A 25,361-nucleotide genomic window follows, 5' to 3' on the forward strand; every position below is an offset into this window, starting at 1 on the left:
ACGCCCGGTTACATTCCGAACCCGGAAGCTAAGCCTTTCAGCGCCGATGGTACTGCAGGGGGGACCCTGTGGGAGAGTAGGACGCCGCCGAACAATCATTGCGGGAAGCCCCGTACCGATCGAGTGATCTGGTACGGGGCTTTTCTGCGTTTGGGGCACGCGACCGGCTGACGTTGCTGGTGCCCCCGCCGAAAGCGGGCGGGGGCATGGTTGCGGGCTAAAGGCGGCCGGCGGCTTTGAGGGAGAGGTACGCGTCGGCCAAGGCGGGGGCCAGGGTGTCCGGGGTGGCGTCGACGACGTGGACGCCATGGCGGGAGAGCTGGTCCGCGGTACGGCGGCGCTGGGACCGGGTCTGGGTCGCGGCTGCCGCCTCGTACACCTCGTCGACCGAACCGCGGGACGTGGCCATCTCCTCGACGTGGGGGTCGGCCACCGACGCCAGCAGCACCGTGTGGCGCTGGGTGAGGCGGGTGAGGAGCGGCAGCAGGCCCTCCTCGATCGGGGCGGCGTCCAGGCTGGTCAGGAGGACCACCAGGGAGCGGCGCGGAGCGCTGCGCAGGATGGTGGAGACCAGGCTGCGGGAGTCCGTCTCGACGAGCTCCGGTTCCAGCGGGGCCATCGCGTTCACGAACGCCGGCAGGGTGTCCGCGGCGGAGCGGCCCTGGACGAGGGCGCGGGTGCGGCGGTCGTGGGCCAGGAGGTCCACGCGGTCACCGGCGCGGGTGGCCAGGGCGGTGAGGAGCAGGGCCGCGTCCATGGCGGCGTCCAGGCGGGGGGCGTCGCCGACCCGGCCGGCCGAGGTGCGGCCGGTGTCCAGGCAGATCAGGATGTGGCGGTCGCGTTCCGGGCGCCAGGTGCGGACGGCGACCCTCTGCTGGCGGGCCGTGGCGCGCCAGTCGATGGAACGGGTGTCGTCGCCGGGGACGTAGTCGCGGAGGCTGTCGAACTCGGTGCCCTCGCCGCGGGTCAGCACGCTGGTGCGGCCGTCGAGTTCGCGTAGCCGGGCCAGGCGGGACGGCAGGTGCTTGCGGCTGGCGAAGGGGGGCAGTACGCGGACGGTCCAGGGGGCGACGTGGGCGCCCTGGCGGGCCCAGAGGCCGAGCGGACCGTACGAACGGACGGTGATCCGGTCCGCCTCGTGGTCGCCGCGGCGGGTCGGGCGGAGCCGGGTGGTGAGGAGACGGCGTTCGCCGGCAGGGACGGTCAGGCGGTGCCGGGACGCGTCGGTCTCGGTGCCCGGGAGCCAGCTGCTCGGCGGCCAGGCGTCGCGCAGGAGGGCCCGGAGCGGGCGGGTGCCCGGGTTGGTGAGGGTGAGGTGGACGTCGGCGGTCTCGCCGAGGCGGACGGAGGTGTCGCCGGAGCGGGCCAGCGCGAGCGAGCGGACGGGGGCGGCCAGCGCGGCGTCCGCCGCGCAGGCCAGGGCCAGGGGTCCGTTGACCGCGAGGATCCCCGTCCAGCTCGGTTCGAGGATGCCGACCGGGATGCTGCCGAGGGCCGCGATCAGGGCGGCGCGTCCGGTGAAACCCATCAGCGGGGGACGGGGACGTGGGAGAGGATCGCGGTGAGGACGGCGTCGGCCGTGACCCCTTCCATCTCGGCCTCGGGGCGGAGCTGGATGCGGTGCCGCAGGGTGGGCAGGGCGAGGGCCTTCACGTCGTCGGGGGTGACGTAGTCGCGTCCGGTGAGCCAGGCCCAGGCGCGCGAGGTGGCGAGCAGGGCGGTGGCGCCGCGGGGGGAGACGCCCAGGGTGAGGGAGGGCGATTCGCGGGTGGCACGGCAGACGTCGACGACGTAGCCGGCGATCTCGGGGGAGACGGAGACGCGGGCGACGGCCTGACGGGCCGCTTCCAGGTCGGCGGGTCCGGCGACCGGGCGGACGCCGGCGGCCTTCAGGTCGCGCGGGTCGAAGCCGGCGGCGTGCCGGGTCAGGACGTCGATCTCGTCGGCGCGCGAGGGAAGAGGGACCGTCAGTTTGAGCAGGAAGCGGTCGAGTTGGGCCTCTGGGAGGGGATAGGTGCCCTCGTACTCGACGGGGTTCTGGGTGGCGGCGACCAGGAAGGGTTCCGGCAGGGGCCGGGGGACGCCGTCGACGGTGACCTGGCGTTCCTCCATCGCCTCCAGGAGGGAGGACTGGGTCTTGGGCGGGGTGCGGTTGATCTCGTCGGCGAGCAGCAGGTTGGTGAAGACCGGGCCGTTCTGGAAGGAGAACTCGGCGGTCCGGGCGTCGTAGACGAGGGAGCCGGTGACGTCGGAGGGCATCAGGTCGGGGGTGAACTGGACGCGCTTGGTGTCGAGTTCGAGGGAGGCGGCGAGGGCCCGCACGAGGAGGGTCTTCGCGACTCCGGGGACGCCTTCGAGGAGGACGTGGCCGCGGCAGAGGAGGGCTACGACCAGACCGGTGACGGTGGAGTCCTGGCCGACCACGGCCTTGCCGATCTCGGTGCGGAGCGCCTCCAGGGAGGCGCGGGCGCTGTCGGCGGCGGCGGACTCGGTGGTCGGGGACGTCATGAGGTGCGGACCTCTCTTTCGAGGGCGTCGAGGTGGTCGGCGAGCGCGACGAGCGCCGCGTCGTCGGCGGGGGTGCCGCCGAAGAGAAGGGTGGTCAGTTCCGGTGCGGGACCGGGGAGTTTGGCCGACACGGCGGGCAGCAGGACTGCCGGGTCGTGGGTCTGGGCGGCCGGTACGCCGAGGAGCGCGGCGAGGCGTTCGCGGGTGGCGGCGCGCAGCACGGTGGCGGCGCGGTCACGGGCGCCCGCCTTGCGGTAGAGGCGGGCGCGGCCCTCGGTGGCCTCGGAGGCGCGGACGACGACGGGCAGGCGTTCGGTGACCAGGGGGCCGAGGCGACGGCCGCGCCAGAGGGCGGCGACGGCGGCGGCCAGGGCGAGTTGGAAGACGGCCCAGCCCCAGCCGGCCGGGATGAGCTGGAAGAGGCTCTTGTCCTCGTCGGGCCGGCCGGACTCGGCGGCCTCGGCCAGGGAGGGGAGGTACCAGACGAGTTGGGGCCGGGTGCCGACGGTGTGCAGGGCGAGGGAGGCGTTGCCTTCCTCGGCGAGGGTCTCGTTCAGCAGGATGCCGGCGGAGCCGAGGAGCACGGTGTCGCCGCCCGAGGGGGCGGGGAGCAGGAGCAGGGTGGCTTCGTCGCCGTCGGGGTAACAGGCGGTGACCCCGGGGGTGTCGGTGGTGTAGCGGTTGCCGCCGCCGGTCGCGGCGGGGCCGGCGGTGACGGCGGCGGGGAGGGTGCAGGCGGGGGCGCGGACCTCGTCGGACCGGGCGGGCCGGGTGCGTACGCCGGGGGCGAGGGTGGCGAGGCTGCTGCTGTCGGGTTCCACGAGGACGGTGCGGCCGCCGGAGCGGTCGGTGGCGGCCTTGAGGGTGGAGAGCCGGTCGGGGGAGAGGAGTTCGGGCGAGGTGACCAGGAGGGTGGTGTCCGGGCCGGCGGCCCGGGCGGCTTCCCGGGTGCTGGTGACCACACGGGTGGTGACGCCGCGTTCCCCCAGGAGTTCGGCGAGGGCGCGGCTGCCGGCGGCGTCGGTGGAGCGGGGGTCGAGGGCGGCGTGGTTCTTGCCGGAGTTGAAGGCGGCTATGGCCACGCCGGTGGCGATGAGCACGGCGAGGGCGAGGAGGAAGCCGCGGGCGCGCCGCCAGACGGTGGTGGCGTCGGGCGCGGTGGAGGTGCGGCGGGGGTCGGCGGTGCCGGGGGTCCGGGTGGTGGTCACTGGGCGGCCCCGGTGCCGGAGAGGGCCGGCCTGGTGCGTTCGACGGCGGTGTCGAGGGCGGTGAGGCGGGCGTACATGGCCTGGTCGGCGGTGCGGCCGCCGTAGGTGACGTCGTCGAAGAGGCGGGCGGCCGCGCGGAGTTCCGCGGAGTGTGCCGGGAGGGGCACGGCTGCTTCGGCGGCGGCCTCGTCGGCGGTGCGGCCGGGGCGGGGCTCCAGCAGGACGCGTTCCTCCAGGGAGCGGACGAGGGCGCGCATGCGGTCCTGGACGGCTTCGGTCCAGTGGCCGGCGGCGGCGTGGGCCTGGGCGGAGGACCGGTAGTCGGCGGCGGTGCGGGCCCGTTCGCCCAGCAGGCCGCCGGTGGGGGCGGCGACCGGGCGGGGGGTGCCGAGGCGCCACCACAGCAGGGCGACGGCGAGCACGATCAGTACGACGACCACGACGATGCCCAGGGTGCCGCCGGGGGCGGCCCCGGCGGCGGCGGCGAACAGGTCGTCGACCCAGGCGAGGACCCGGCGCAGGGCGCGGTCGAGCAGGCTGGGGTCGTTCTCGTGGTACATCGGTTTGGACAGCTCGCGTTCGGCGGCCTCACGGGCCGCTTCGCGCGGTGTCGTCACCGGTGGTGTCTCGCTGACGGGCAGTCCCCCCGGGCCGGTCATCGCATCAGCTCCCGGCCGGGGGCGGGGTGCCGCCGCCGGGGGTGGTGCCGTAGTCCTGGACGCCCGCGGCGCGGGCGAGTTCCAGGTCCAGGGCCTCGCGGCGGATGCGCTGGTCGATGTAGAGCAGGACGGAGACGCCGGCCTTGAAGGGCAGGGTGATGGTCATGGCGATGACCGAGCCGATGCCGATGATGACCAGGTAGGTCCAGCTCGTGGCAAGGCCGTCCATGCCTTCGGGGTTGCTGACGCCCTCGGAGATCAGCGCCACGACCGAGAACGGGATGCCGATGATGAACTCGACGGCGCCGGCGATGACGGAGGCGAGCAGCGAGATGCCGAGGATGCGCCACCAGGCGCCGCGGACCAGCTTGTCGGAGCGGGCGAGGCTCTTGAAGACGCCGCTGCGTTCCAGCATCAGCGCGGACGGGGCGAGGCTGACCCGGATGTAGAGCCACACCCAGACGACGAGGCCGGCCAGTCCGCCGAGGACGGCGAGGACGGCGACGCCCGCGCCGCCCATGCCGGCGGCGGCCGCTATGACGGCCGGCAGGAAGCCGAGGGCGACGATGACGCCGCCACCGATGGCGACCAGGGCGGTCAGGCCGGCCAGTCGCAGCAGCTGCGGGCGGCACTCGCGCCAGGCCTCGCCGACGGAGGACGGGCGGCCCAGGACGGCACGGCTGTAGATCATCGTGAGCATGGCGGTGGCCACGATCGTGCCGAGGAAGGTGATGACGAGGGCGCCTGCGCCGGCCAGCAGGGTGCCGGACAGGAAGCTGACGAGGTCGTCCACGTCGGCGGACTCGGAGTCCAGGGCTTCCATCCGGTCGAGCATCAGGCCCTGGACGAGGGTGATCGCCAGGACGGCGACCACGGCCACGCCGAAGCTGATGGGCAGCACGGACCGCCAGTGGCTGCGCAGGGTGGAGAACGCGCCGTCGAGGATCTCGCCGAGGCCCAGGGGGCGCAGCGGGATCACGCCGGGCTTGGCCGCGGGCGGCTTGCCCCAGCCGCCGGGGGCGTGCCCGGGGTACTGGGGGGCGCCCCAGCCGGTGCCGGGGGTGGTGCCGGCGTTCCAGCCTGTGCGGGGGTGCGGCGGGGCGGGGGGCGGGGTGCCCGGGCCGGGGGCGGTGCCCGGGCCGGTGCCGGTGCCGGTGGCGTTCGCGTTCGGCGAGCCCCAGACGCCCTCCTGGGGGGCGCCGGTGCCCGGCGGGGGCTGCTCGGCGGCCCACTTCTGCGGCTGCTGGGGCTGCTGGGGTTGCGGAGCCGGCTGGGCGGGCTGCTCGGGTCGTGCGGCAGGCCGGTCGCCGTCGGACGGATCGGACCCGGGCGAGGCCCAGCCCGGAGAGTCGTTCATCGTCGCTCCTTCAGGGGGCGTGGTCGGCTGTCATCGTGCCACGTGATCTCCCGGGCGGACCGGCCCTCCCCCGTATCCCGGCCCTGCTCACGGCTTCAATTGTCACCTGCCGAGCGGGCAGACTGGTCGACTGGATCACAGGGGCACCGCTGTGTGCCACCTCACGCCGGGTAACGATTGGCTAATGGGATGATGTCAACCATGAAGGGACGCGTCCTTGTCGTCGACGACGACACCGCGCTGGCCGAGATGCTCGGCATTGTGCTGCGTGGAGAAGGTTTCGAGCCGTCGTTCGTAGCGGACGGCGACAAGGCCCTGGCTGCCTTTCGAGAGGCCAAGCCAGACCTGGTGCTGCTGGATCTCATGCTGCCCGGACGGGACGGCATAGAGGTCTGCCGGCTGATCCGCGCCGAGTCCGGCGTGCCGATCGTCATGCTGACCGCGAAGAGCGACACCGTCGACGTCGTCGTGGGCCTGGAGTCCGGGGCCGACGACTACATCGTCAAGCCGTTCAAGCCGAAGGAGCTGGTGGCCCGGATCCGGGCCCGGCTGCGGCGCTCCGAGGAGCCCGCGCCGGAGCAGCTGACCATCGGTGACCTGGTCATCGACGTGGCCGGTCACTCCGTGAAGCGGGACGGCGTGTCCATCGCGCTGACCCCGCTGGAGTTCGACCTGCTGGTCGCGCTCGCCCGGAAGCCCTGGCAGGTGTTCACCCGCGAGGTGCTGCTGGAGCAGGTGTGGGGTTACCGGCACGCCGCGGACACCCGCCTGGTGAACGTGCACGTGCAGCGGCTGCGCTCCAAGGTCGAGCGGGACCCGGAGCGTCCCGAGATCGTCGTGACGGTCCGTGGCGTCGGCTACAAGGCCGGGCCGAGCTGACCATGGCCTCCGGCAGGTCCCGGCGGGCCGGTCGGCTGCTCCAGGACGGGGCGCCCGGCGGCCCCGTACTGCGACTCCTCGTACGACTGGTGCGCAGGCCGCTGCTGCCGGCGGTCCGGCTGTGGCGGCGCAACATCCAGCTCCGGGTGGTCGCAGCCACCCTGCTGATGTCGCTGGGCGTGGTCCTGCTGCTCGGGTTCGTGGTCATCGGGCAGGTCAGCGCCGGCCTCCTCGACGCCAAGCAGAAGGCCGCGCAGAGCCAGGCCGCGGGTGGGTTCGCGGTCGCCCAGGAACGCGCCAACGTGCCGTCGGCGGCCGACGGCCAGGATCCGGCGGCGGTGGACGTCAAGGTCGGCCGCGACGCCAGTACCTGGATGAACGGCCTGGTCAAGCAGCTCGCCAGTGGGGGCCAGACGGCCTTCGAGGTGGTCGCGCTGGGCGCCGGTACCGACGACCCCGGTGAGGGCGTCCGCGGTGCCCGTGCCTCCGGCGACGTCGACCCCGCCACCAGCATCCCGGCCTCGCTGCGCACCGCCGTGGACAACCGGTCGGGCCCCTACCAGACCTTCTCGCGGATCCGGTACAGCACGCCGAAGGCGGCGTCGGAGCCCGCGCTGGTCATCGGCAAGCGGCTGACCGACATCAACGGCGACCCGTACCACCTGTACTACCTGTTCCCGCTGACCCACGAGGAGCAGTCCCTCAACCTGGTCAGGGGCACCATCGCCACCGCGGGCCTGTTCGTGGTGGTGCTGCTCGGCGCGATCGCCTGGCTGGTGGTGCGGCAGGTCGTCACGCCGGTGCGGATGGCCGCCGGGGTCGCCGAGCGGCTCTCCGCGGGCAAGCTGCAGGAGCGGATGAAGGTCACCGGCGAGGACGACATCGCCCGGCTCGGCGAGGCCTTCAACAAGATGGCCCAGAACCTCCAGACCAAGATCCAGCAGCTGGAGGACCTGTCCCGGATGCAGCGCCGGTTCGTCTCGGACGTCTCGCACGAGCTGCGCACCCCGCTGACCACGGTCCGGATGGCGGCCGACGTCATCCACGAGGCCCGGGCCGACTTCGACCCGGTCACCGCCCGCTCCGCCGAGCTGCTGGCGGGCCAGCTGGACCGGTTCGAGTCGCTGCTCGCCGACCTGCTGGAGATCAGCCGGTTCGACGCGGGCGCCGCTGCCCTGGAGGCCGAGCCGATAGACCTGCGGGACGTCGTACGCCGGGTCATCGACGGCGCGGAGCCGCTGGCCGAGGCCAAGGGCACCCGGATCCGGGTGCTCGGCGACAGCCAGCCGGTGGTGGCCGAGGCCGACGCCCGGCGGGTCGAGCGGGTGCTGCGCAACCTGGTCGTCAACGCCGTCGAGCACGGTGAGGGCCGGGACGTCGTCGTACGCCTGGCCTCCGCGGGCGGGGCCGTCGCGGTCGCCGTCCGCGACTACGGCGTGGGGCTGAAGCCCGGTGAGGCCACCCGGGTCTTCAACCGGTTCTGGCGGGCCGACCCGGCCCGCGCCCGTACCACCGGCGGCACCGGCCTCGGCCTGTCCATCGCCGTCGAGGACGCACGGCTGCACGGCGGCTGGCTCCAGGCCTGGGGCGAGCCGGGCGGCGGCTCGCAGTTCCGGCTGACGCTGCCGCGCACCGCGGACGAGCCGCTGCGCGGCTCGCCGATCCCGCTGGAGCCCGAGGACTCCCGGGCGAACCGGGCCCGGGCGGCCGCGGAGGCCGACGTACCGGCCCGGCCGGCCGTCGATCCCGGCGCCGACCGGTCGCCGATACCGCCGCGGCCGGCCGTGACCACCGCGGTGCCGGTACCGGCCGATCCGACCGCCCTTCCGGGCAGCGGGGCGCGTGTGGTGCCGCGGACCGGCGGCGCGGGCGACAGCAGCGACCGAGAGGACGAAGCACGTGGACGCTAGGCGGCGGCGACGGGTGCGGGGCGGCCTCGCCCTGGGCGGTGCCGGGCTGCTGCTGGCCGGCTGCGCTTCCATGCCCGACCGGGGAGAGGTCCGCAAGGTTTCGGCCACCCAGGGCGTGGACTCGCAGGTCCGGGTGTTCGGGGTGCCGCCGGCCCCCAACGCGGGCCCCGCCGAGATCGTCGGCGGGTTCCTGGAGGCGATGACCTCGGACGACCCGCGGCTGTCCACGGCCCGCCAGTACCTGACGGACGAGGCGGCGAAGGCCTGGAAGCCGAGCTCGGGCATCACCGTGCTCGCCTCCGGCCGCGACCTCACCCCCGACAAGCGGGAGAAGGACAAGGACGACGAGGCGCCCCGGTTCAAGCTGTCCGGCAAGAAGGTCGCCACCGTCGACGAGCGGAACGCCTACCACCCGGACACCGGCGGCGTGCCCTACGAGAAGTACCTCCAGCTGGTGAAGAACAAGGAAAACCAGTGGCGCATCGCGTCGCTGCCGGACGGCCTCGTCCTCGGCGAGTCCGACTTCCAGCGGATCTTCATGCCGGTCAACAAGTACTACTTCGCTTCGGGGACGCTCGTCGCCGACCCGGTCTACGTCCGGCAGCGCACCGACCCGGACTCGCGCATGGACCGGATGACGCAGACCCTGACCTCGCTGCTCGCCGGCCCCTCGGCCTGGCTGGATCCGGTGGTCACGTCGGGCTTCCCGGCCGGGACGGCCCTGCGGGAGGGCACCACGTCCCTCGCGTACGACGGGCAGAACACGCTGCGGGTGCCGCTGAACGACAAGGCCGACGACGTCGCCGAGCCGCAGTGCCAGCGCATGGCCACGCAGGTCATGTACACCGTGCACGACCTGACCTCGTCCAGGGTCGGCCGGGTCGAGCTGGTCGGCGAGGACGGCAAGACGCTGTGCGGGCTGGACGAGGGGGTGGCCGCCACCATCGCCAACCGGGTCCCGATCCCCGACCACCAGTACTTCGTCGACGGCCACAAGCTGATGCGGATCACCCTGCCCCGCGATCCCGAGCAGCAGTCCAGCCCGGTCGCGGTGCCGGTGAGCGGCCCGCTGTCCACCGCGGCCCAGCTGAAGGTGGGCACGGCCGCGGTCGCGCACGAGGAGAAGCGGGCGGCGGTGGTCAGCGAGGACGGCCACCACCTGTACGTGGTCTCGCTGACCACGGCGGGTCCGCTGCCGGGGCCGGCCCTGACCAGCCGGGTCCGGGGCGGGCTGTCGGCGCCCACCTGGGACGGCCACGGCGACCTGTGGGTCGCCGACCGGGACGAGCAGCAGCCGGCGCTGTGGCGGATCCCGTCCGGTGTCGGCGCCCCGCAGAAGGTGGAGGTGACCGGGCTCGGCGGGCGGATCGAGTCGCTGCGGATCTCCTCCGACGGGGTCCGGCTGGCGCTGCTGGTGTCGAAGGACGGGGCCCGCAAGGAACTGCTGATCGGGCGGGTCGAGCGGTCCGGGGACCCGGCGGACGCGGGCCGGGTCACGGTGCGCGGGCTGCGGCCGGGCGCCCCGACGATGGCGGACGTGACGGCGATGAGCTGGGCGCCGCGCGGGCGGCTGCTGGTGGTCGGCCGGGAGAGCGGCGGGGTCATGCAGGCCCGCTACATCCAGGCCGACGGCTCGATGGCTGCGGGCAGCCTGCCGGGCGCGACGGGGCTGCTGCAGATCGCCGCGTCGGAGGACGAGCGGCAGCCGGTGGTCGCCTACTCGGCGGACGACAACATCGTGTGGCTGCCGCCGGGCGCCCAGTGGCGCACCGTGTCGGCGAGCGGCAGCGCCCCGGTCTACCCGGGCTGAGCGTGGCGGGGCGGGACAGTCCCGGTCCCGGTCCCGGTTCCGCTCCCGCGGTTTTCCACAGGGGTCGCGGGCGGGTGCCCCGGCGGCCAGAGTGGGAGCCGTGCGGGGATGGTGGCAGGAGATGACGGGGCTCGTCCTGCCGGCGGAGTGCGCCGGCTGCGGGCGGGGCGGCAGCGTGCTGTGCACGCGGTGCCGGGAGGCCCTGGCCGGGCCGGGGGGCGGGCCGGTGCGGCCGCGGGCGGCGCCGGCCGGGCTGCCGGGGGTGTGGGCGGCCGCCGCGTACGAGGGGGTCGTACGGGCCGTCGTGCTGGCCCACAAGGAGCGCGGGGCGCTGCCGCTGGCCGGGGCGCTGGGCGGGGCGCTGGCGGCTGCGGTGCGGGGCGGTGGCCGCGCCGGGCCGACGGCTGGGCCGCCGTGCGGGCCGGGGCCGGTGCTGGTGCCCGTGCCGTCGGCGGGGCGGCAGGTCCGGGCGCGGGGCCACGACCCGGTGCGGCGGATCGCCGCGGCGGCCGCGGCGGAGCTCCGGAGTGGCGGGGCGCGGGCCCGGGTGGTGCCCGTACTGGCCCTCGGGCGGGCGGTGGCGGACCAGGCGGGGCTGCGGGCGCGGGAGCGCCGGGAGAACCTCGCGGGTGCGCTGCGGGTGCGCGGGCGGGTGCCGGGCGCGGTGGCCGGGCTTCCGGTCGTGCTCGTGGACGACGTGGTGACGACGGGGGCGACGCTCGCCGAGGCGGCGCGGGCGCTGCGCGAGGCGGGTGTCGCGGTGGCCTCGGCGGCGGTCGTGGCGGCACCGGCGGGAGCGTTCCGGAAGCGCGGGGAGGAAGCCGGGCACCGTACGGAGCAGGAAAATCCGTGAATGGATTCGGAACTGCCGGGGAACGCGCATCGTTGCAGGTAGTACGAGGGAACGAACACGTGACGGGAGGTACGTCCCGGTAGCGGGTGCCGACAACCGGCCATCAGAGATATGTTCGGTTGTAAGGAACTGGCGATCCTTGGGTACCGACGCAGTCGGGATACGTATGCAGGTGTGCGTGTCCCTCGACTCCCGAGTCGGTGGGGTGGTGATCTTGCCGATGGGGGAGGAGGAGGTGAAAGTCGCCAAGTCCGAGACTCCGGTGCCCACCGGAGTCTGGTGCAAGAGGGAGACGCTTCGCCCGGCGAAGGGCGGGGCAATCCGGGAACGGAGTTCTGCGTGGACATCGTCGTCAAGGGCCGCAAGACCGAAGTGCCCGAGCGGTTCCGCAAGCACGTGGCCGAGAAGCTGAATCCGGAGCGGATCCAGAAGCTCGACGCCAAGGTGATCAGCCTGGACGTCGAGGTGTCCAAGGAGCACAACCCGCGCCAGGCCGACCGTTCCGACCGCGTCGAGATCACCCTTCGTTCGCGGGGCCCGGTGATCCGTGCCGAGGCCTCCGCCGCCGATCCGTACGCGGCACTGGACCTGGCCCAGGACAAGCTCGAAGCCCGGCTGCGCAAGCAGCACGACAAGCGCCACACCCGCCGCGGTACCGGGCGGCTCTCGGCGGCCGAGGTCGCCGACCACGTCCCGGACGCCGCGACGTTGAACGGAAACGGAGAGGTGGTCTCCGAAGAGCAGCTGGACGCGATCCCGACGACCCGGATCGGATCGCTCGAAGTGCAGGGCGAGGGCCCGCTGATCGTCCGCGAGAAGACGCACGCGGCCGCGCCCATGTCGCTGGACCAGGCCCTGTACGAGATGGAGCTGGTCGGCCACGACTTCTACCTGTTCGTCGACTCGGACACCAAGCAGCCCAGCGTCGTCTACCGGCGCCACGCCTACGACTACGGCGTCATCCACCTGAGCCCCGACGCCGCGACCTCCGGCAGCTTCGAGGCCGGCGGCGCGGGCGGCGCGCTCGGCGGCTGACGTCCACGCCCATCGGTGCCCCTGCGGGACGCTCCGGCGCCCCCGCGGGGGCACCCGTATGAGCCAAGCGGGCCGAATGAGGCGATTCCGGGGCGCCCGGACGTGGAATCATGGCGGGCAGTCAACCGGCGGCCGGACCTGCCCGGTTGGCCCGGCACAGGGCTTCAGGGGGAGGAACGATGGCGGACACCTTCGCACCGGTGCGAGAGGCGGCCGGCGGTGAGCCGATCCGGGTGCTCGTGGTGGACGACCACGCGCTGTTCCGGCGCGGCCTGGAAATCGTCCTCGCACAGGAGGAGGACATCCAGGTCGTCGGCGAGGCCGGGGACGGGGCGGAGGCCGTCGACAAGGCCGCCGACCTGCTTCCGGACATCGTGCTGATGGACGTGCGGATGCCGCGGCGGGGCGGGATCGAGGCGTGCACCTCGATCAAGGAAGTCGCACCCTCCGCGAAGATCATCATGCTGACGATCAGCGACGAGGAGGCGGACCTCTACGACGCGATCAAGGCGGGGGCCACGGGCTACCTGCTCAAGGAGATCTCGACGGACGAGGTGGCGACCGCCATCCGCGCCGTGGCGGACGGACAGTCGCAGATCAGCCCTTCGATGGCGTCGAAACTGCTGACCGAGTTCAAGTCGATGATCCAGCGCACCGACGAGAAGCGGCTGCTCCCGGCGCCGAGGCTGACCGACCGCGAGCTGGAGGTCCTCAAACTGGTGGCCACGGGGATGAACAACCGGGACATCGCCAAGGAGTTGTTCATCTCCGAGAACACGGTCAAGAACCACGTCCGGAACATCCTGGAGAAACTGCAGCTGCATTCCCGGATGGAAGCCGTGGTGTACGCGATGCGGGAGAAGATCCTGGAGATCCGCTAGCGTCCGGTCGCTCCCCGCTAGGCGCCGAGGACGGCCAGCTCGGCGGTGACCGCCGCCGCCTCCGCGGGGGTCTGGGCGCGTTCCACCCGCACCGCGTCGCATCCCACCCACTCCGCCGCCTCCCGCAGGGCCGCCGCCATGGCGGGCGCGGCCTTCGGCGAGGTGAGCGAGAGCTGCCGGGCCACCAGCGTGCGGCCCTCGCGGGCCGGGTCGACCCGCCCCTGGAGCCGGCCGCCGCTCAGCAGCGGCATCGCGAAGTAGCCGTGTATCCGCTGCGGCTTGGGGACGTACGCCTCCAGCTTGTGGCTGAAGCCGAAGATCCGCTCGGTCCGCGGGCGCTCCCAGACCAGGGAGTCGAACGGGGAGAGCAGGGTCGTCCGGTGCCGGCCGCGCACGGGAGCCGCCAGCGCCTCCGGGTCGGCCCAGGCCGGCTTGTCCCAGCCCTCGACCCGCACCGGAACCAGCCCGGAGTCGGCGATCACCGCGTCGAACTGCTCGCCCTTGATGCGGTGGTAGTCGGCGATGTCCGCGCGGGTGCCCACGCCCAGGGACCGGCCGGCCAGCGCGACGAGGCGGCGCAGGCACTCGGCGTCGTCCAGGTCGTCGTGCAGCAGCGCGTCCGGCACGGCCCGCTCGGCCAGGTCGTAGACCCGCTTCCAGCTCCGCCGCTGGGTGCAGACCACGTCACCGGCGTCCAGCAGCCACTCCACCGCGATCTTGGTCTCGGACCAGTCCCACCACGGGCCGCCGTTCTTGGCACCGCCCAGCTCGGTCGAGGTCAGCGGGCCCTCGGCCTTGAGCCGGTCCAGTACGAGCGCGCAGGAGGCCTCGCGGTCCTTCATCCGGTGCCAGCGGTAGCCGTGCTCCCGGCGGGCCCGCCGTCGGAAGGCGAAATGTGGCCATTCCTCGATGGGCAGGATGCAGGCCGCGTGGGACCAGTACTCGAAGGCGTGACCGTCGCTCCAGTACGCGCGCTCGACCTCGGCACGGCCCACCGCGCCCAGCCGGGCGTACGGGACCAGCTCGTGCGAGCGCGCCAGCACCGAGATCGTGTCCAGCTGCACGGCGCCCAGGTGCCGCAGCACCCCCCGGACCCCGCCGCGCCGGTCGGGGGCCCCGAGGAACCCCTGGGCGCGCAGGGCGATGCGTCGTGCTTCGTCGGCGGACAGCGAGAGGACGGTCATGGCCGCAGCCTAGGCCCCGGCACTGACAGCGGGCAGGTACGGGACCGGAGCGGGCAGCCCCAGGTCGGCCGGTAGCAGGCCGCCCACCCAGGCGTCGCGCCGGGTCCCCCGGACGTCCAGGGCCGCGCGCAGGGTGCCCTCGAAGCGGAACCCGGCCTTCTCGGCGGCGGCCCGCGAGGCCGTGTTGCCGACCTCCGCCCGCCACTGCAGCCGGGCCGCGCCGACGTCCGTGAACAGCCAGCGGGCCACGCCCGTCACGGCCTCGCTCACGTAACCGCGGCCGCGGTGCTCGCGGGTGGCCCAGTAGCCGATCTCGTACGCGCGGGCGCCGGGCACGCCGGATACGTGGACGCCGACCGAGGCGAGCAGCGGCCCGCCCCCGCGCGGGCGGACGGCGAAGCCGTACTCGGTGTCCTCGGCCCAGGCGCGCGGCATCACCTCGGTCACCCAGCCCTCGGCCTGCTCCCGGCCGTAGGGGGAGGGCACGGCGGTCCAGCGGTGGATGTCGGGGTCCTGGCAGGCGGCGTGCACCTCGCCGGCATCGTCCGGTCCGAAGGGCCGCAGCACGAGGCGGTCGGTGGTGAGGGTCACGGGCTCCATGCGGGCATTCTGCGGCCGCGGAGGGTCCCGGGCGAACACTTTTCTGGCCGGGCGGCACCTTCCGTGTCCCCCGTACGTTCTCATTCCGGGCGATGTGCCGCCCGGCGGCGACGGCAGACCTCCCGGCGCGGCGGCGTCCTCGCTTACGATGACCGTTGCGGTGGGGTCCACCTGCCGTGCCCGTCACGAACCAGTGCCAGGCCCGACCGGCAAGGAGACAAACCTCGGTGTCCGTCTTCAACAAGCTCATGCGTGCAGGCGAAGGCAAGATCCTGCGCAAACTGCACCGCATCGCGGACCAGGTCAACTCCATCGAAGAGGACTTCGTCAACCTCTCCGACGCCGAGTTGCGGGCGCTCACGGACGAGTACAAGCAGCGCTACCAGGACGGCGAGAGCCTGGACGACCTGCTCCCGGAGGCGTTCGCCACCGTCCGCGAGTCCGCCAAGCGCGTCCTCGGCCAGCGGCACTACGACGTCCAGCTGATGGGCGGCGCGGCGCTGCACCTCGGCTACGTGGCCGAGATGAAGACCGGTGAGGGCAAGACCCTCGTCGGCACCCTCCCCGCCTACCTGAACGCGCTGTCCGGCAAGGGCGTCCACCTGATCACGGTGAACGACTACCTCGCGGAGCGCGACTCCGAGATGATGGGCCGGGTCCACAAGTTCCTGGGCCTGTCCGTCGGCTGCATCCTGGCGAACATGACGCCGGCGCAGCGCCGCGAGCAGTACGCCTGCGACATCACCTACGGCACGAACAACGAGTTCGGCTTCGACTACCTGCGCGACAACATGGCGTGGTCGAAGGACGAGCTGGTGCAGCGCGGCCACAACTTCGCCGTGGTCGACGAGGTCGACTCCATCCTCGTCGACGAGGCCCGCACCCCGCTGATCATCTCCGGCCCGGCCGACCAGGCCACCAAGTGGTACGGCGACTTCGCCAAGCTGGTCACCCGCCTGACCAAGGGCGAGCCCGGTCAGCCGCTGAAGGGCATCGAGGAGACCGGCGACTACGAGGTCGACGAGAAGAAGCGCACCGTCGGCATCCACGAGGCCGGTGTCGCCAAGGTCGAGGACTGGCTCGGCATCGACAACCTCTACGAGTCGGTGAACACCCCGCTCGTCGGCTACCTGAACAACGCCATCAAGGCGAAGGAACTGTTCAAGAAGGACAAGGACTACGTCGTCATCGACGGCGAAGTCATGATCGTCGACGAGCACACCGGCCGTATCCTCGCCGGCCGCCGCTACAACGAGGGCATGCACCAGGCGATCGAGGCGAAGGAAGGGGTGGACATCAAGGACGAGAACCAGACCCTCGCCACGATCACCCTGCAGAACTTCTTCCGCCTGTACTCGAAGCTGTCGGGCATGACCGGTACGGCCATGACCGAGGCCGCCGAGTTCCACCAGATCTACAAGCTGGGCGTCGTCCCGATCCCGACGAACCGGCCCATGCAGCGCAAGGACCAGCCGGACCTCATCTACCGGACCGAGGTCGCCAAGTTCGCCGCCGTCGTCGACGACATCGCCGAGAAGCACGAGAAGGGCCAGCCGATCCTCGTCGGCACCACCTCGGTCGAGAAGTCCGAGTACCTCTCGCAGCAGCTCAGCAAGCGCGGCATCCCGCACGAGGTGCTGAACGCCAAGCACCACGAGCGCGAGGCGCAGATCGTCGCCCAGGCCGGCCGCCGCGGCGCGGTCACCGTCGCCACGAACATGGCCGGCCGCGGTACCGACATCAAGCTCGGCGGCAACCCCGACGACCTCGCCGAGGCGGAGCTGCGCCAGCGCGGCCTCGACCCCGAGGAGCACATCGAGGAGTGGGCGCACGCCCTGCCCGACGCGCTCTCCCGGGCGGAGGCGGCCGTGAAGGCCGAGTTCGAGGAGGTCAAGGAGCTCGGCGGGCTGTACGTGCTGGGCACCGAGCGCCACGAGTCGCGGCGCATCGACAACCAGCTGCGCGGCCGCTCCGGCCGTCAGGGCGACCCGGGCGAGTCCCGCTTCTACCTGTCGCTCGGCGACGACCTGATGCGGCTGTTCAAGGCGCAGATGGTCGAGCGGGTCATGGCGATGGCCAACGTCCCGGACGACGTCCCGATCGAGAACAAGATGGTGACGCGGGCGATCGCGTCGGCGCAGTCGCAGGTCGAGACGCAGAACTTCGAGACCCGCAAGAACGTCCTGAAGTACGACGAGGTGCTGAACAAGCAGCGCGAGGTCATCTACGGCGAGCGGCGCCGCGTGCTGGAGGGCGAGGACCTGCACGAGCAGGTGCGCCACTTCATGGACGACACCATCGACGCGTACATCGCGGCGGAGACGGTCGAGGGCTTCGCCGAGGACTGGGACCTGGACCGGCTGTGGGGCGCGTTCAAGCAGCTGTACCCGGTCAAGGTGACCGTGGAAGAGCTGGAGGACGCGGCCGGCGACCGGGCCGGGATCACCGCCGAGTTCATCGCGGAGTCCGTCAAGGACGACATCCACGAGCAGTACGAGGCGCGCGAGAAGCAGCTGGGCTCCGAGGTGATGCGCGAGCTGGAGCGGCGGGTCGTGCTGTCGGTGCTGGACCGCAAGTGGCGCGAGCACCTGTACGAGATGGACTACCTGCAGGAGGGCATCGGCCTGCGGGCGATGGCCCAGAAGGACCCGCTGGTCGAGTACCAGCGCGAGGGCTTCGACATGTTCAACGCCATGATGGAGGGCATCAAGGAGGAGTCCGTCGGCTACCTGTTCAACCTGGAGGTCCAGGTCGAGCAGCAGGTCGAGGAGGTCCCCGTGCAGGACGCGCCGCCGGCGCCGCGCACCGAGATCAAGGCGAAGGGGCTGGAGGCGCCGCAGCGTCCGGACCGGCTGCACTTCTCCGCGCCGACGGTGGACGGGGAGGGGGGCACGATCGAGAGCGACTACGACGCGGACGGGCTGCCCGCCTCGGGTGACGGGCTCACGCGGGCGGAGCGGCGGAAGGCGGCGAAGGCCGCGGGTGGCCGCCGCCGCAAGAAGTAACCCCCCTCGGCGCTTCCGGCCGGGGCCGGTCCCTCCTCCCAGGGGCCCGGCCCCGGCCGCGCCGTTTCCGGCCCCGGCCGCGCCGTTTCCGGCCCCGGCGGGGCCGTCCGGCCCGAGCGGCGTTCGAGCGGGGCCGGGCGGAGCCGGTGCGTTGCCGATGGGCTCGGCCGGGGCTCACGGGACTCACGGGGGTCTGTCGCGCGCCCTGGGCCCGCGGGTGTCGGCGGGGGTGGGCAGGGGTCATGGGCGGGGGCCCACTTCGATCGCGGCGCAGCGCCAGCGGAGGTCCTGGCCGCGTTCCAGGCGGAAGGCCATCGCCGTGACACGGTCGCCGACCGCCACCCGCGCGAACGCCTCGATGACCCCCGGCCCCGGCCGGAACCGGCCGCAGTGCCGCAGCACCGGCCGCAGTGCCGCCCGGTCGGGCGGGGTGCTGGTGAGGTCGATCAGCTGCTCGTACGCGGGGCCGATGGTGTGGCCCAGCAGGAAGTGCACCGGGCGCTGCCCGCTCAGCACCGCCAGCAGCGCGTGCGCGAACCACGTCTGGGGTTCGGCGGGCGGGCGGCCCGGTCCGCCCGGGCGCCGGGTGTCGCGGCGGCCCCGCGGGCGGGTACCCGCCGTACGCCGCCGGGCGGTGCCCCCGCCGCCGTGGGTGCTGGTGATCGTGTCCATCGCGTCGTTCCCTGGTCCGTCGTCTCGGGTGGGTGGGGATGGTTTAGGCGGTGGGCGGAACGTGCCGCAATGGCGGGGGAGGAGCGCGGGGAGGGGGGTCGCGGTTCACCTATCCGGGTGAGCGGGCCCAGGCCACGGCCCGCCGCCGGCGGTTCCGCGGGGCGTCGGGTGGACGGGCCGGGGAGGGGCCGGAGCTGCACGAAGGGGGACCGCGAGCCTCCCCGGACGGCGGAACGGCCGTATCCTGAGGGCGTCCCCGACTACGGAAAGCAGCCGGCCATGCGCGTGTACGTCCCCCTGACCCTGCCCGGGCTCGCCGAGGCGCACAAGGCGGGCGAACTGGGCCCCGCCCCGCTGCCCGCCTACGCCGTCACCCCGGCCCTGCGCGAGTGGTACGGCTCGGACGACGTCGAGGAGCTGGAGTACGCCGCCCTCGGCCGGGCCGCCGCCGCCTCCCTGCGGATGCTCGCCGGGGACCCGGGCGCGCCCCGCAAGCGCGTGGTCGTCGCCGTGGACGTGAACGACCGGGTGGTGTCGGCCGTGACCGGTCCGCAGACGGATGAGGACGCGGTCGGCCGCGTCGGGCTGGACGGCCCCGTGCGGCTCGCCGTCGCCGCCGCCGTGCACGTCGACGCGCCCGACGCGGAGGCGGACGTGACGGCCGCCGTGTCGGCGCTGGCGGCCGCCGACGCCGGCGACGCGGACGCGCTGGCCGCCGTGGACGGCGCCGAGGACCACGACCTGCTGTGGTTCGGCGTGCAGGAGATCCCGGGGCTGCTCCGATGACGCACATCGTGTGGGACTGGAACGGCACCCTGCTGCACGACATCGACGCCGTCATCACCGCCACCAACGCCTCCTTCGCCGAGTTCGGCTTCGAGCCGCTCACCCTGGAGCGCTACCGCGACCTCTACGTCGTGCCCGTCCCCCGCTTCTACGAGCGGATCATGGGCCGGCTCCCCACCGAGGAGGAGTGGGAGGTCATGGACGAGACCTTCCACCGGCACTACTGGGCCGCCGCGGCCGACGCCGGCCTCGCCGACGGGGTGGACCGGCTGCTCGGGGACTGGCAGCGGCAGGGGCTGAGCCAGTCCCTGCTCTCCCTCGCGCCCCACGACCGGCTGGTCCCGCTCGTGCGGACCTTCGGCATCGAGGGCCGCTTCCTCCGCGTCGACGGCCGCACCGGCCCCTCGCACACCACCAAGGCCGGACACCTGGTACGCCATCTGGAGGCCCTGGCGCCGACGGGTGTGACCGCCGCACGTACGGTCCTCATCGGAGACGCCCTGGACGACGCGGCGGCCGCCGCCCACGTGGGTGCCCGGGCCGTGCTCTACACCGGCGGGTCGCACAGCCGGACCAGCCTGGAAGCGGCCGGCGTGCCGGTCGTGGACACCCTGGAGGAAGCCGTCCGCACCGCCCGCGACCTGGCCGGATAGTCACTCGCACGGGTCGGCGCGCACGTCGCTGTCCAGAGTGTCAAAGTTCCACCCCCGGTTTTGTACACATACAGCTCATGACGGCCCGGGGGTGGGGCGAGATAGCCTTGTACCCGTGATCAGCGCGATAGTCCTCGGGGGCACTGTGGCCCCCGGCCTGCGCCCGGCGCACCCCGGTGCCCGGGTCTTCGCTGATCCCCGTTTCCGGAACCGCCCGCCGATCGACTTGACGATCTTGGCCGATTCCGTTCCGGTAGCGGCCGTCGACGACATAGCGTCGACGGAGATGCCGCGATTCTCGCGATTCCTTCCTTCACCTACGTCACGCAACGGCGCGCGACAGGAGCCATGAGGACATGCAGACCAAGCTGGACGAAGCAAAGGCCGAGCTGCTCGCACGGGCGGCCCGGGTAGCTGAGAACAGCCCGGCCGGGGGGCTACTTCCGACTGGGTCCGACCAGGCCGAGCGCCCCGACCAGGACACGGTGCTCGCCTATCTCCAGCGCTACTACCTGCACACCGCGCCCGAGGACCTCACCGACCGGGACCCGGTCGACGTCTTCGGGGCCGCCCTGTCGCACTACCGGCTCGCCGAGAACCGCCCTCAGGGCACCGCGAACGTACGCGTCCACACCCCCACCGTCGAGGAGAACGGCTGGACCTCCAGCCACTCCGTGGTGGAGGTCGTCACCGACGACATGCCCTTCCTGGTCGACTCCGTGACCAACGAGCTGTCCCGCCAGGGCCGCGGCATCCATCTGGTGATCCACCCGCAGGTCGTCGTCCGCCGCGACGTCACCGGCAGGCTGATCGAGATCCTCGGCCCGGACTGCGACGCCCACGGCCCCCGGACCGCGCGGCCGCACGACTCCCTCGTCGAGTCCTGGATCCACGTCGAGATCGACCGCGAGACCGACCGCGCCGACCTCAAGCAGATCACCGCCGACCTGCTCCGCGTCCTGTCCGACGTCCGCGAGGCCGTCGAGGACTGGGAGAAGATGCGGGAGAAGGCCCGCCGCATCGCCGCGGACCTGGTCGAGGAGCCCACCGCCGGCGACCTGAGCGAGCACGAGCTGGAAGAGGCCTGCGAGCTGCTGTACTGGCTCGCCGACGACAACTTCACCTTCCTCGGCTACCGCGAGTACGACCTGGTCGACGGCGACGCCCTCACGGCAGTCCCCGGCACCGGCCTCGGCATCCTGCGTTCCGACCCGCACCACAGCGGCCAGGAGGACTCCCACCCGGTCTCGCCGTCGTTCAACCGGCTGCCCGCCGACGCCCGCGCCAAGGCCCGCGAGCACCGGCTGCTGGTGCTGACCAAGGCCAACAGCCGCGCCACCGTGCACCGCCCGAGCTACCTCGACTACGTGGGCGTCAAGAAGTTCGACGCCGAAGGCAACGTGGTCGGCGAGCGCCGCTTCCTCGGCCTGTTCTCCTCCGCCGCGTACACCGAGTCGGTGCGCCGCGTCCCGGTGATCCGCCGCAAGGTCGCCGAGGTCCTGGAGCGGGCCGGCTTCTCGCCCGCCAGCCACGACGGCCGCGACCTCCTCCAGATCCTGGAGACCTACCCGCGCGACGAGCTGTTCCAGACGCCCGTCGACCAGCTCCAGTCCATCGTCACCTCGGTGCTGTACCTCCAGGAACGCCGCCGGCTGCGGCTGTACCTGCGCCAGGACGAGTACGGCCGCTACTACTCGGCGCTCGTCTACCTGCCCCGGGACCGCTTCACCACCGGCGTCCGCCTCCGCCTGATGGACATCCTCAAGGAGGACCTGGGCGGCACCAGCGTCGACTTCACCGCCTGGAACACCGAGTCGATCCTGTCCCGGATCCACTTCGTCGTCCGCGTCCCGCAGGGCACCGAGCTGCCCGTCCTGACCGACAGCGACGTCGAGCGGATCGAGGGCCGCCTCGTCGAGGCCGCCCGCTCCTGGGCCGACGGCTTCCAGGAGGCGCTGATCGCCGAGTGCGGCGAGGAGCGCGCCGCCGAGCTGCTGCGCCGCTACGGCTCCGCCTTCTCCGAGGGCTACAAGGCCGACCACTCCCCGCGCGCGGCCGTCGCCGACCTGATGCACCTGGAGCGGCTGGCCGCCTCCGACAGCGACTTCGCGCTCTCCCTGTACGAGCCGGTCGGCGCCGGCCCCGGCGAGCGCCGGTTCAAGATCTACCGCACCGGTGAGCAGGTCTCCCTCTCCGCCGTCCTGCCGGTCCTCCAGCGCCTGGGCGTCGAGGTCACCGACGAGCGCCCGTACGAGCTGCGCCGATCGGACCGCACCAACGCCTGGATCTACGACTTCGGCCTGCGACTGCCCGCGCCCGCCGGCAACGGCGACAACTACCTCGGCGACGACGCCCGCGAGCGCTTCCAGGAGGCCTTCGCCGCGGTATGGCGGGGCGAGGCGGAGAACGACAACTTCAACACCCTGGTGCTGCGCGCCGGCCTGACCTGGCGGCAGGCCGTCGTCCTGCGCGCGTACGCCAAGTACCTGCGCCAGGCGGGCTCCACGTTCTCCCAGGACTACATGGAGGACACCCTCCGCAACAACGTCCACACCACGCGGCTGCTGATCTCGCTCTTCGAGGCCCGGATGTCGCCCGGCCGCCAGGCCGCCGGCACCGAGCTGATCGACGCCATGCTGGAGGAGCTGGACGGGGCCCTGGAGCAGGTCGCCTCGCTGGACGAGGACCGCATCCTGCGCTCCTTCCTCACCCTCATCAAGGCCACCCTCCGCACCAACTTCTTCCAGAACGACGCGGCCGGCGAGCCGCACCCCTACGTGTCGATGAAGTTCGACCCGCAGGCCATCCCGGACCTGCCGGCCCCGCGCCCGGCGTTCGAGATCTGGGTGTACTCGCCGCGCGTCGAGGGCGTCCACCTGCGCTTCGGCAAGGTAGCCCGGGGCGGCCTGCGCTGGTCCGACCGCCGCGAGGACTTCCGTACGGAGATCCTCGGCCTGGTCAAGGCGCAGATGGTGAAGAACACCGTCATCGTGCCGGTCGGCGCCAAGGGCGGCTTCGTCGCGAAGAACCTGCCGGACCCGTCGGTGGACCGTGACGCGTGGCTGGCCGAGGGCATCGCCTCGTACAAGATCTTCATCTCGGCGCTGCTGGACATCACCGACAACATGGTCGGCGGCGAGGTCGTGCCGCCGCGCGACGTCGTCCGCCACGACGAGGACGACACCTACCTCGTCGTCGCCGCCGACAAGGGCACCGCCACCTTCTCCGACATCGCCAACGGCGTTGCGGAGGCGTACGGCTTCTGGCTCGGCGACGCGTTCGCCTCCGGCGGCTCCGCCGGCTACGACCACAAGGGCATGGGCATCACCGCCCGCGGCGCCTGGGAGTCCGTGAAGCGGCACTTCCGCGAGCTCGGCCACGACACCCAGACGCAGGACTTCACCGTCGTCGGCGTCGGCGACATGTCGGGCGACGTCTTCGGCAACGGCATGCTGCTCTCCGAGCACATCCGCCTGGTCGCCGCCTTCGACCACCGGCACATCTTCATCGACCCGAACCCGGACGCGGCCACCTCGTACGCCGAGCGCCGCCGCCTGTTCGACCTGCCCCGCTCCTCCTGGGCCGACTACGACACCGAGCTGCTGTCGGCCGGCGGCGGGATCCACCCCCGCTCGGCCAAGTCCATCCCGGTCAACGCCCACGTGCGCGAGGCCCTCGGCATCGAGGACGGCGTCACCAAGATGACCCCGGCCGAGCTGATGCAGGCCGTCCTGAAGGCCCCGGTCGACCTGCTGTGGAACGGCGGCATCGGCACGTACGTCAAGGCGTCCGGCGAATCCCACGCGGACGTCGGCGACAAGGCCAACGACGCCATCCGCGTCAACGGCGCCGACCTGCGCGTGAAGGTCGTCGGCGAGGGCGGCAACCTCGGCCTGACCCAGCTGGGCCGGATCGAGTTCGCCCGCTCCGGCGCCGGCGGCGAGGGCGGCAAGGTCAACACCGACGCCATCGACAACAGCGCGGGCGTGGACACCTCCGACCACGAGGTGAACATCAAGATCCTGCTCAACTCGCTCGTCACCGAGGGCGACATGACCGTCAAGCAGCGCAACAAGCTGCTCGCCGAGATGACCGACGAGGTCGGCCGGCTGGTGCTGCGCAACAACTACGCGCAGAACACCGCCCTGGCCAACGGCGCCGCCCAGGCGCCCAGCCTGCTCCACGCCCAGCAGCGCTTCATGCGCCGCCTGGGCCGGGACGGCAAGCTCGACCGCGCCCTGGAGTTCCTGCCCAACGACCGGCAGATCCGGGAGCTGCTCAACTCGGGCAAGGGCCTGAGCCAGCCCGAGCTGGCCGTCCTGTTCGCCTACACCAAGATCACGGTGGCGGACGAGCTGATCCACACCGGGCTGCCGGACGACCCCTACCTGCGCCGCCTGCTGCACGCCTACTTCCCGGCCGCGCTGCGGGACCGGTTCGCCGAGCAGATCGACGCGCACGCGCTGCGCCGCGAGATCATCACCACCCTGCTGGTCAACGACACCGTCAACACCGGTGGTTCGACCTTCCTGCACCGCCTCCGCGAGGAGACGGGCGCCTCCCTGGAGGAGATCGTCCGGGCCCAGCTGTCGGCCCGTGAGATCTTCGGCCTGGCCGAGGTGTGGGACGCGGTGGAGGCCCTCGACACGCACGTCGCGGCCGACGTCCAGACCCGGATCCGGCTGCACTCCCGCCGCCTGGTCGAGCGCGGCACCCGCTGGCTGCTCAACAACCGGCCGCAGCCGCTCCAGATCACCGAGACGATCGAGTTCTTCGGTGACCGGGTGGCGCAGGTCTGGGCCGAGCTGCCCAAGCTGCTGCGCGGCGCGGACCAGGAGTGGTACCAGCAGGTGATGGACGAGCTGACGGACGCGGGCGTGCCCGAGGAGCTGGCGGCCAAGGTGGCTGGGTTCTCCTCCGCCTTCCCGACGCTCGACGTGGTCGCGATCGCGGACCGCACCGGCAAGGCCCCGCTGGACGTCGCCGAGGTGTACTACGACCTGGCCGACCGGCTGGACATCACCGAGCTGATGGACCGGATCATCGAGCTGCCGCGGGCCGACCGCTGGCAGTCCATGGCCCGCGCCGCCATCCGCGAGGACCTGTTCGCCGCGCACGCCGCCCTGACGTCGGACGTGCTGGCGGTGGGCGACGGCGACTCGACGCCCGAGCAGCGGTTCAAGTCCTGGGAGGAGCGGAACTCGGCGATCATCGGCCGTGCCCGGACCACGCTGGACGAGATCCAGGGCTCGGACGACTTCGACCTGGCCAACCTGTCGGTGGCCATGCGGACGATGCGCTCCCTGCTCCGCGCCCACGCCTGACCTGTCCCGGCCGCGAAGGCCCCGCCTCCCCCGTGAC

18 protein-coding genes and 1 rRNA gene are annotated in these 25,361 nt (G+C 72.8%); 11 read left to right on the plus strand and 8 right to left on the minus strand.

Going from position 1 to position 25,361, the window contains the following annotated elements; translation table 11 throughout:
- Window positions 1-93: ribosomal RNA gene (gene rrf / locus ACFY61_RS04890) — 5S ribosomal RNA — on the plus strand; the annotation flags it as partial.
- 124 nt (window positions 94-217) lie between these two features.
- Here rrf and ACFY61_RS04895 read toward each other — a convergent pair.
- The 5 genes from ACFY61_RS04895 to ACFY61_RS04915 are packed head-to-tail and all read right to left on the minus strand — an operon-like array spanning window position 218 to window position 5,732.
- Window positions 218-1,528: a DUF58 domain-containing protein gene (locus ACFY61_RS04895; protein WP_389467046.1), complete on the minus strand. Its 1,311-nt coding sequence runs from the start codon at window positions 1,526-1,528 to the stop codon at window positions 218-220.
- Window positions 1,528-2,508: an AAA family ATPase gene (locus tag ACFY61_RS04900; RefSeq protein WP_389467049.1), complete on the minus strand. Its 981-nt coding sequence runs from the start codon at window positions 2,506-2,508 to the stop codon at window positions 1,528-1,530. The genes ACFY61_RS04895 and ACFY61_RS04900 overlap by 1 nt, the downstream gene beginning before the upstream one ends.
- Complete coding sequence (locus tag ACFY61_RS04905) at window positions 2,505-3,716, minus strand: DUF4350 domain-containing protein (protein WP_389467051.1); 1,212 nt, start codon at window positions 3,714-3,716, stop codon at window positions 2,505-2,507. The genes ACFY61_RS04900 and ACFY61_RS04905 overlap by 4 nt, the downstream gene beginning before the upstream one ends.
- Complete coding sequence (locus tag ACFY61_RS04910) at window positions 3,713-4,375, minus strand: DUF4129 domain-containing protein (protein WP_389467052.1); 663 nt, start codon at window positions 4,373-4,375, stop codon at window positions 3,713-3,715. Before ACFY61_RS04910 ends, ACFY61_RS04905 begins: the two co-directional genes overlap by 4 nt.
- Before the next feature lie 4 nt (window positions 4,376-4,379).
- On the minus strand, window positions 4,380-5,732 hold the full coding sequence (locus ACFY61_RS04915; RefSeq protein WP_389467054.1) for a hypothetical protein: 1,353 nt from the start codon (window positions 5,730-5,732) through the stop codon (window positions 4,380-4,382).
- Window positions 5,733-5,921: 189 nt separating this feature from the next.
- Here ACFY61_RS04915 and mtrA point away from each other — a divergent pair, with 189 nt between their 5' ends.
- The 6 genes from mtrA (at window position 5,922) to ACFY61_RS04945 (ending at window position 13,100) form a co-directional block, all read left to right on the plus strand.
- Window positions 5,922-6,611, plus strand: a complete 690-nt coding sequence (mtrA, locus tag ACFY61_RS04920) for a two-component system response regulator MtrA (protein ID WP_389467057.1) — start codon at window positions 5,922-5,924, stop codon at window positions 6,609-6,611.
- 2 nt (window positions 6,612-6,613) lie between these two features.
- Window positions 6,614-8,521 carry an MtrAB system histidine kinase MtrB gene (gene mtrB, locus ACFY61_RS04925; RefSeq protein ID WP_389467059.1) on the plus strand — a complete coding sequence of 636 codons (1,908 nt, stop codon included), beginning with the start codon at window positions 6,614-6,616 and terminating at the stop codon, window positions 8,519-8,521.
- A complete protein-coding gene (locus ACFY61_RS04930; RefSeq protein ID WP_389467062.1) occupies window positions 8,511-10,331 on the plus strand; it encodes an LpqB family beta-propeller domain-containing protein in 1,821 nt (606 codons plus the stop codon). The genes mtrB and ACFY61_RS04930 overlap by 11 nt, the downstream gene beginning before the upstream one ends.
- A gap of 121 nt (window positions 10,332-10,452) precedes the next feature.
- Entirely contained in the window at window positions 10,453-11,184 is a 732-nt protein-coding gene (locus ACFY61_RS04935) for a phosphoribosyltransferase family protein (protein WP_389467065.1), read from the plus strand.
- A gap of 339 nt (window positions 11,185-11,523) precedes the next feature.
- Window positions 11,524-12,219 (plus strand): ribosome hibernation-promoting factor, HPF/YfiA family, encoded by a 696-nt coding sequence (hpf, locus tag ACFY61_RS04940; RefSeq protein ID WP_389467067.1) that lies wholly within the window; start codon window positions 11,524-11,526, stop codon window positions 12,217-12,219.
- 179 nt (window positions 12,220-12,398) lie between these two features.
- Window positions 12,399-13,100, plus strand: a complete 702-nt coding sequence (locus tag ACFY61_RS04945; RefSeq protein ID WP_389467069.1) for a response regulator — start codon at window positions 12,399-12,401, stop codon at window positions 13,098-13,100.
- 17 nt (window positions 13,101-13,117) lie between these two features.
- Here the strand turns inward: ACFY61_RS04945 and ACFY61_RS04950 are convergent, their stop codons facing one another.
- Together ACFY61_RS04950 and ACFY61_RS04955 are read right to left on the minus strand one after the other, a co-directional pair.
- Complete coding sequence (locus ACFY61_RS04950) at window positions 13,118-14,284, minus strand: winged helix-turn-helix domain-containing protein (RefSeq protein WP_389467072.1); 1,167 nt, start codon at window positions 14,282-14,284, stop codon at window positions 13,118-13,120.
- 9 nt (window positions 14,285-14,293) lie between these two features.
- Window positions 14,294-14,884: a GNAT family N-acetyltransferase gene (locus ACFY61_RS04955; protein ID WP_389467076.1), complete on the minus strand. Its 591-nt coding sequence runs from the start codon at window positions 14,882-14,884 to the stop codon at window positions 14,294-14,296.
- Window positions 14,885-15,111: 227 nt separating this feature from the next.
- Between ACFY61_RS04955 and secA the strand changes: the two genes are divergently transcribed.
- Window positions 15,112-17,889: a preprotein translocase subunit SecA gene (secA, locus tag ACFY61_RS04960; RefSeq protein ID WP_389467079.1), complete on the plus strand. Its 2,778-nt coding sequence runs from the start codon at window positions 15,112-15,114 to the stop codon at window positions 17,887-17,889.
- 240 nt (window positions 17,890-18,129) lie between these two features.
- On the opposite strand, the gene ACFY61_RS04965 is transcribed toward secA, so the two are convergent.
- On the minus strand, window positions 18,130-18,561 hold the full coding sequence (locus ACFY61_RS04965; protein WP_389467081.1) for an Rv3235 family protein: 432 nt from the start codon (window positions 18,559-18,561) through the stop codon (window positions 18,130-18,132).
- A gap of 279 nt (window positions 18,562-18,840) precedes the next feature.
- Between ACFY61_RS04965 and ACFY61_RS04970 the strand changes: the two genes are divergently transcribed.
- The 3 genes from ACFY61_RS04970 to ACFY61_RS04980 all read left to right on the plus strand — a co-directional run bounded on the left by ACFY61_RS04970 (window position 18,841) and on the right by ACFY61_RS04980 (window position 25,324).
- On the plus strand, window positions 18,841-19,347 hold the full coding sequence (locus tag ACFY61_RS04970) for a DUF6912 family protein (RefSeq protein ID WP_389467082.1): 507 nt from the start codon (window positions 18,841-18,843) through the stop codon (window positions 19,345-19,347).
- Window positions 19,344-20,000 (plus strand): HAD family hydrolase, encoded by a 657-nt coding sequence (locus ACFY61_RS04975; protein WP_389467084.1) that lies wholly within the window; start codon window positions 19,344-19,346, stop codon window positions 19,998-20,000. The genes ACFY61_RS04970 and ACFY61_RS04975 overlap by 4 nt, the downstream gene beginning before the upstream one ends.
- A 356-nt stretch (window positions 20,001-20,356) precedes the next feature.
- Window positions 20,357-25,324 carry an NAD-glutamate dehydrogenase gene (locus ACFY61_RS04980; protein ID WP_389467086.1) on the plus strand — a complete coding sequence of 1,656 codons (4,968 nt, stop codon included), beginning with the start codon at window positions 20,357-20,359 and terminating at the stop codon, window positions 25,322-25,324.
- Window positions 25,325-25,361 lie beyond the last annotated feature (37 nt).

It is taken from the genome of Streptomyces sp. NPDC012888, assembly GCF_042900645.1.
Lineage (GTDB): Bacteria > Actinomycetota > Actinomycetes > Streptomycetales > Streptomycetaceae > Streptomyces.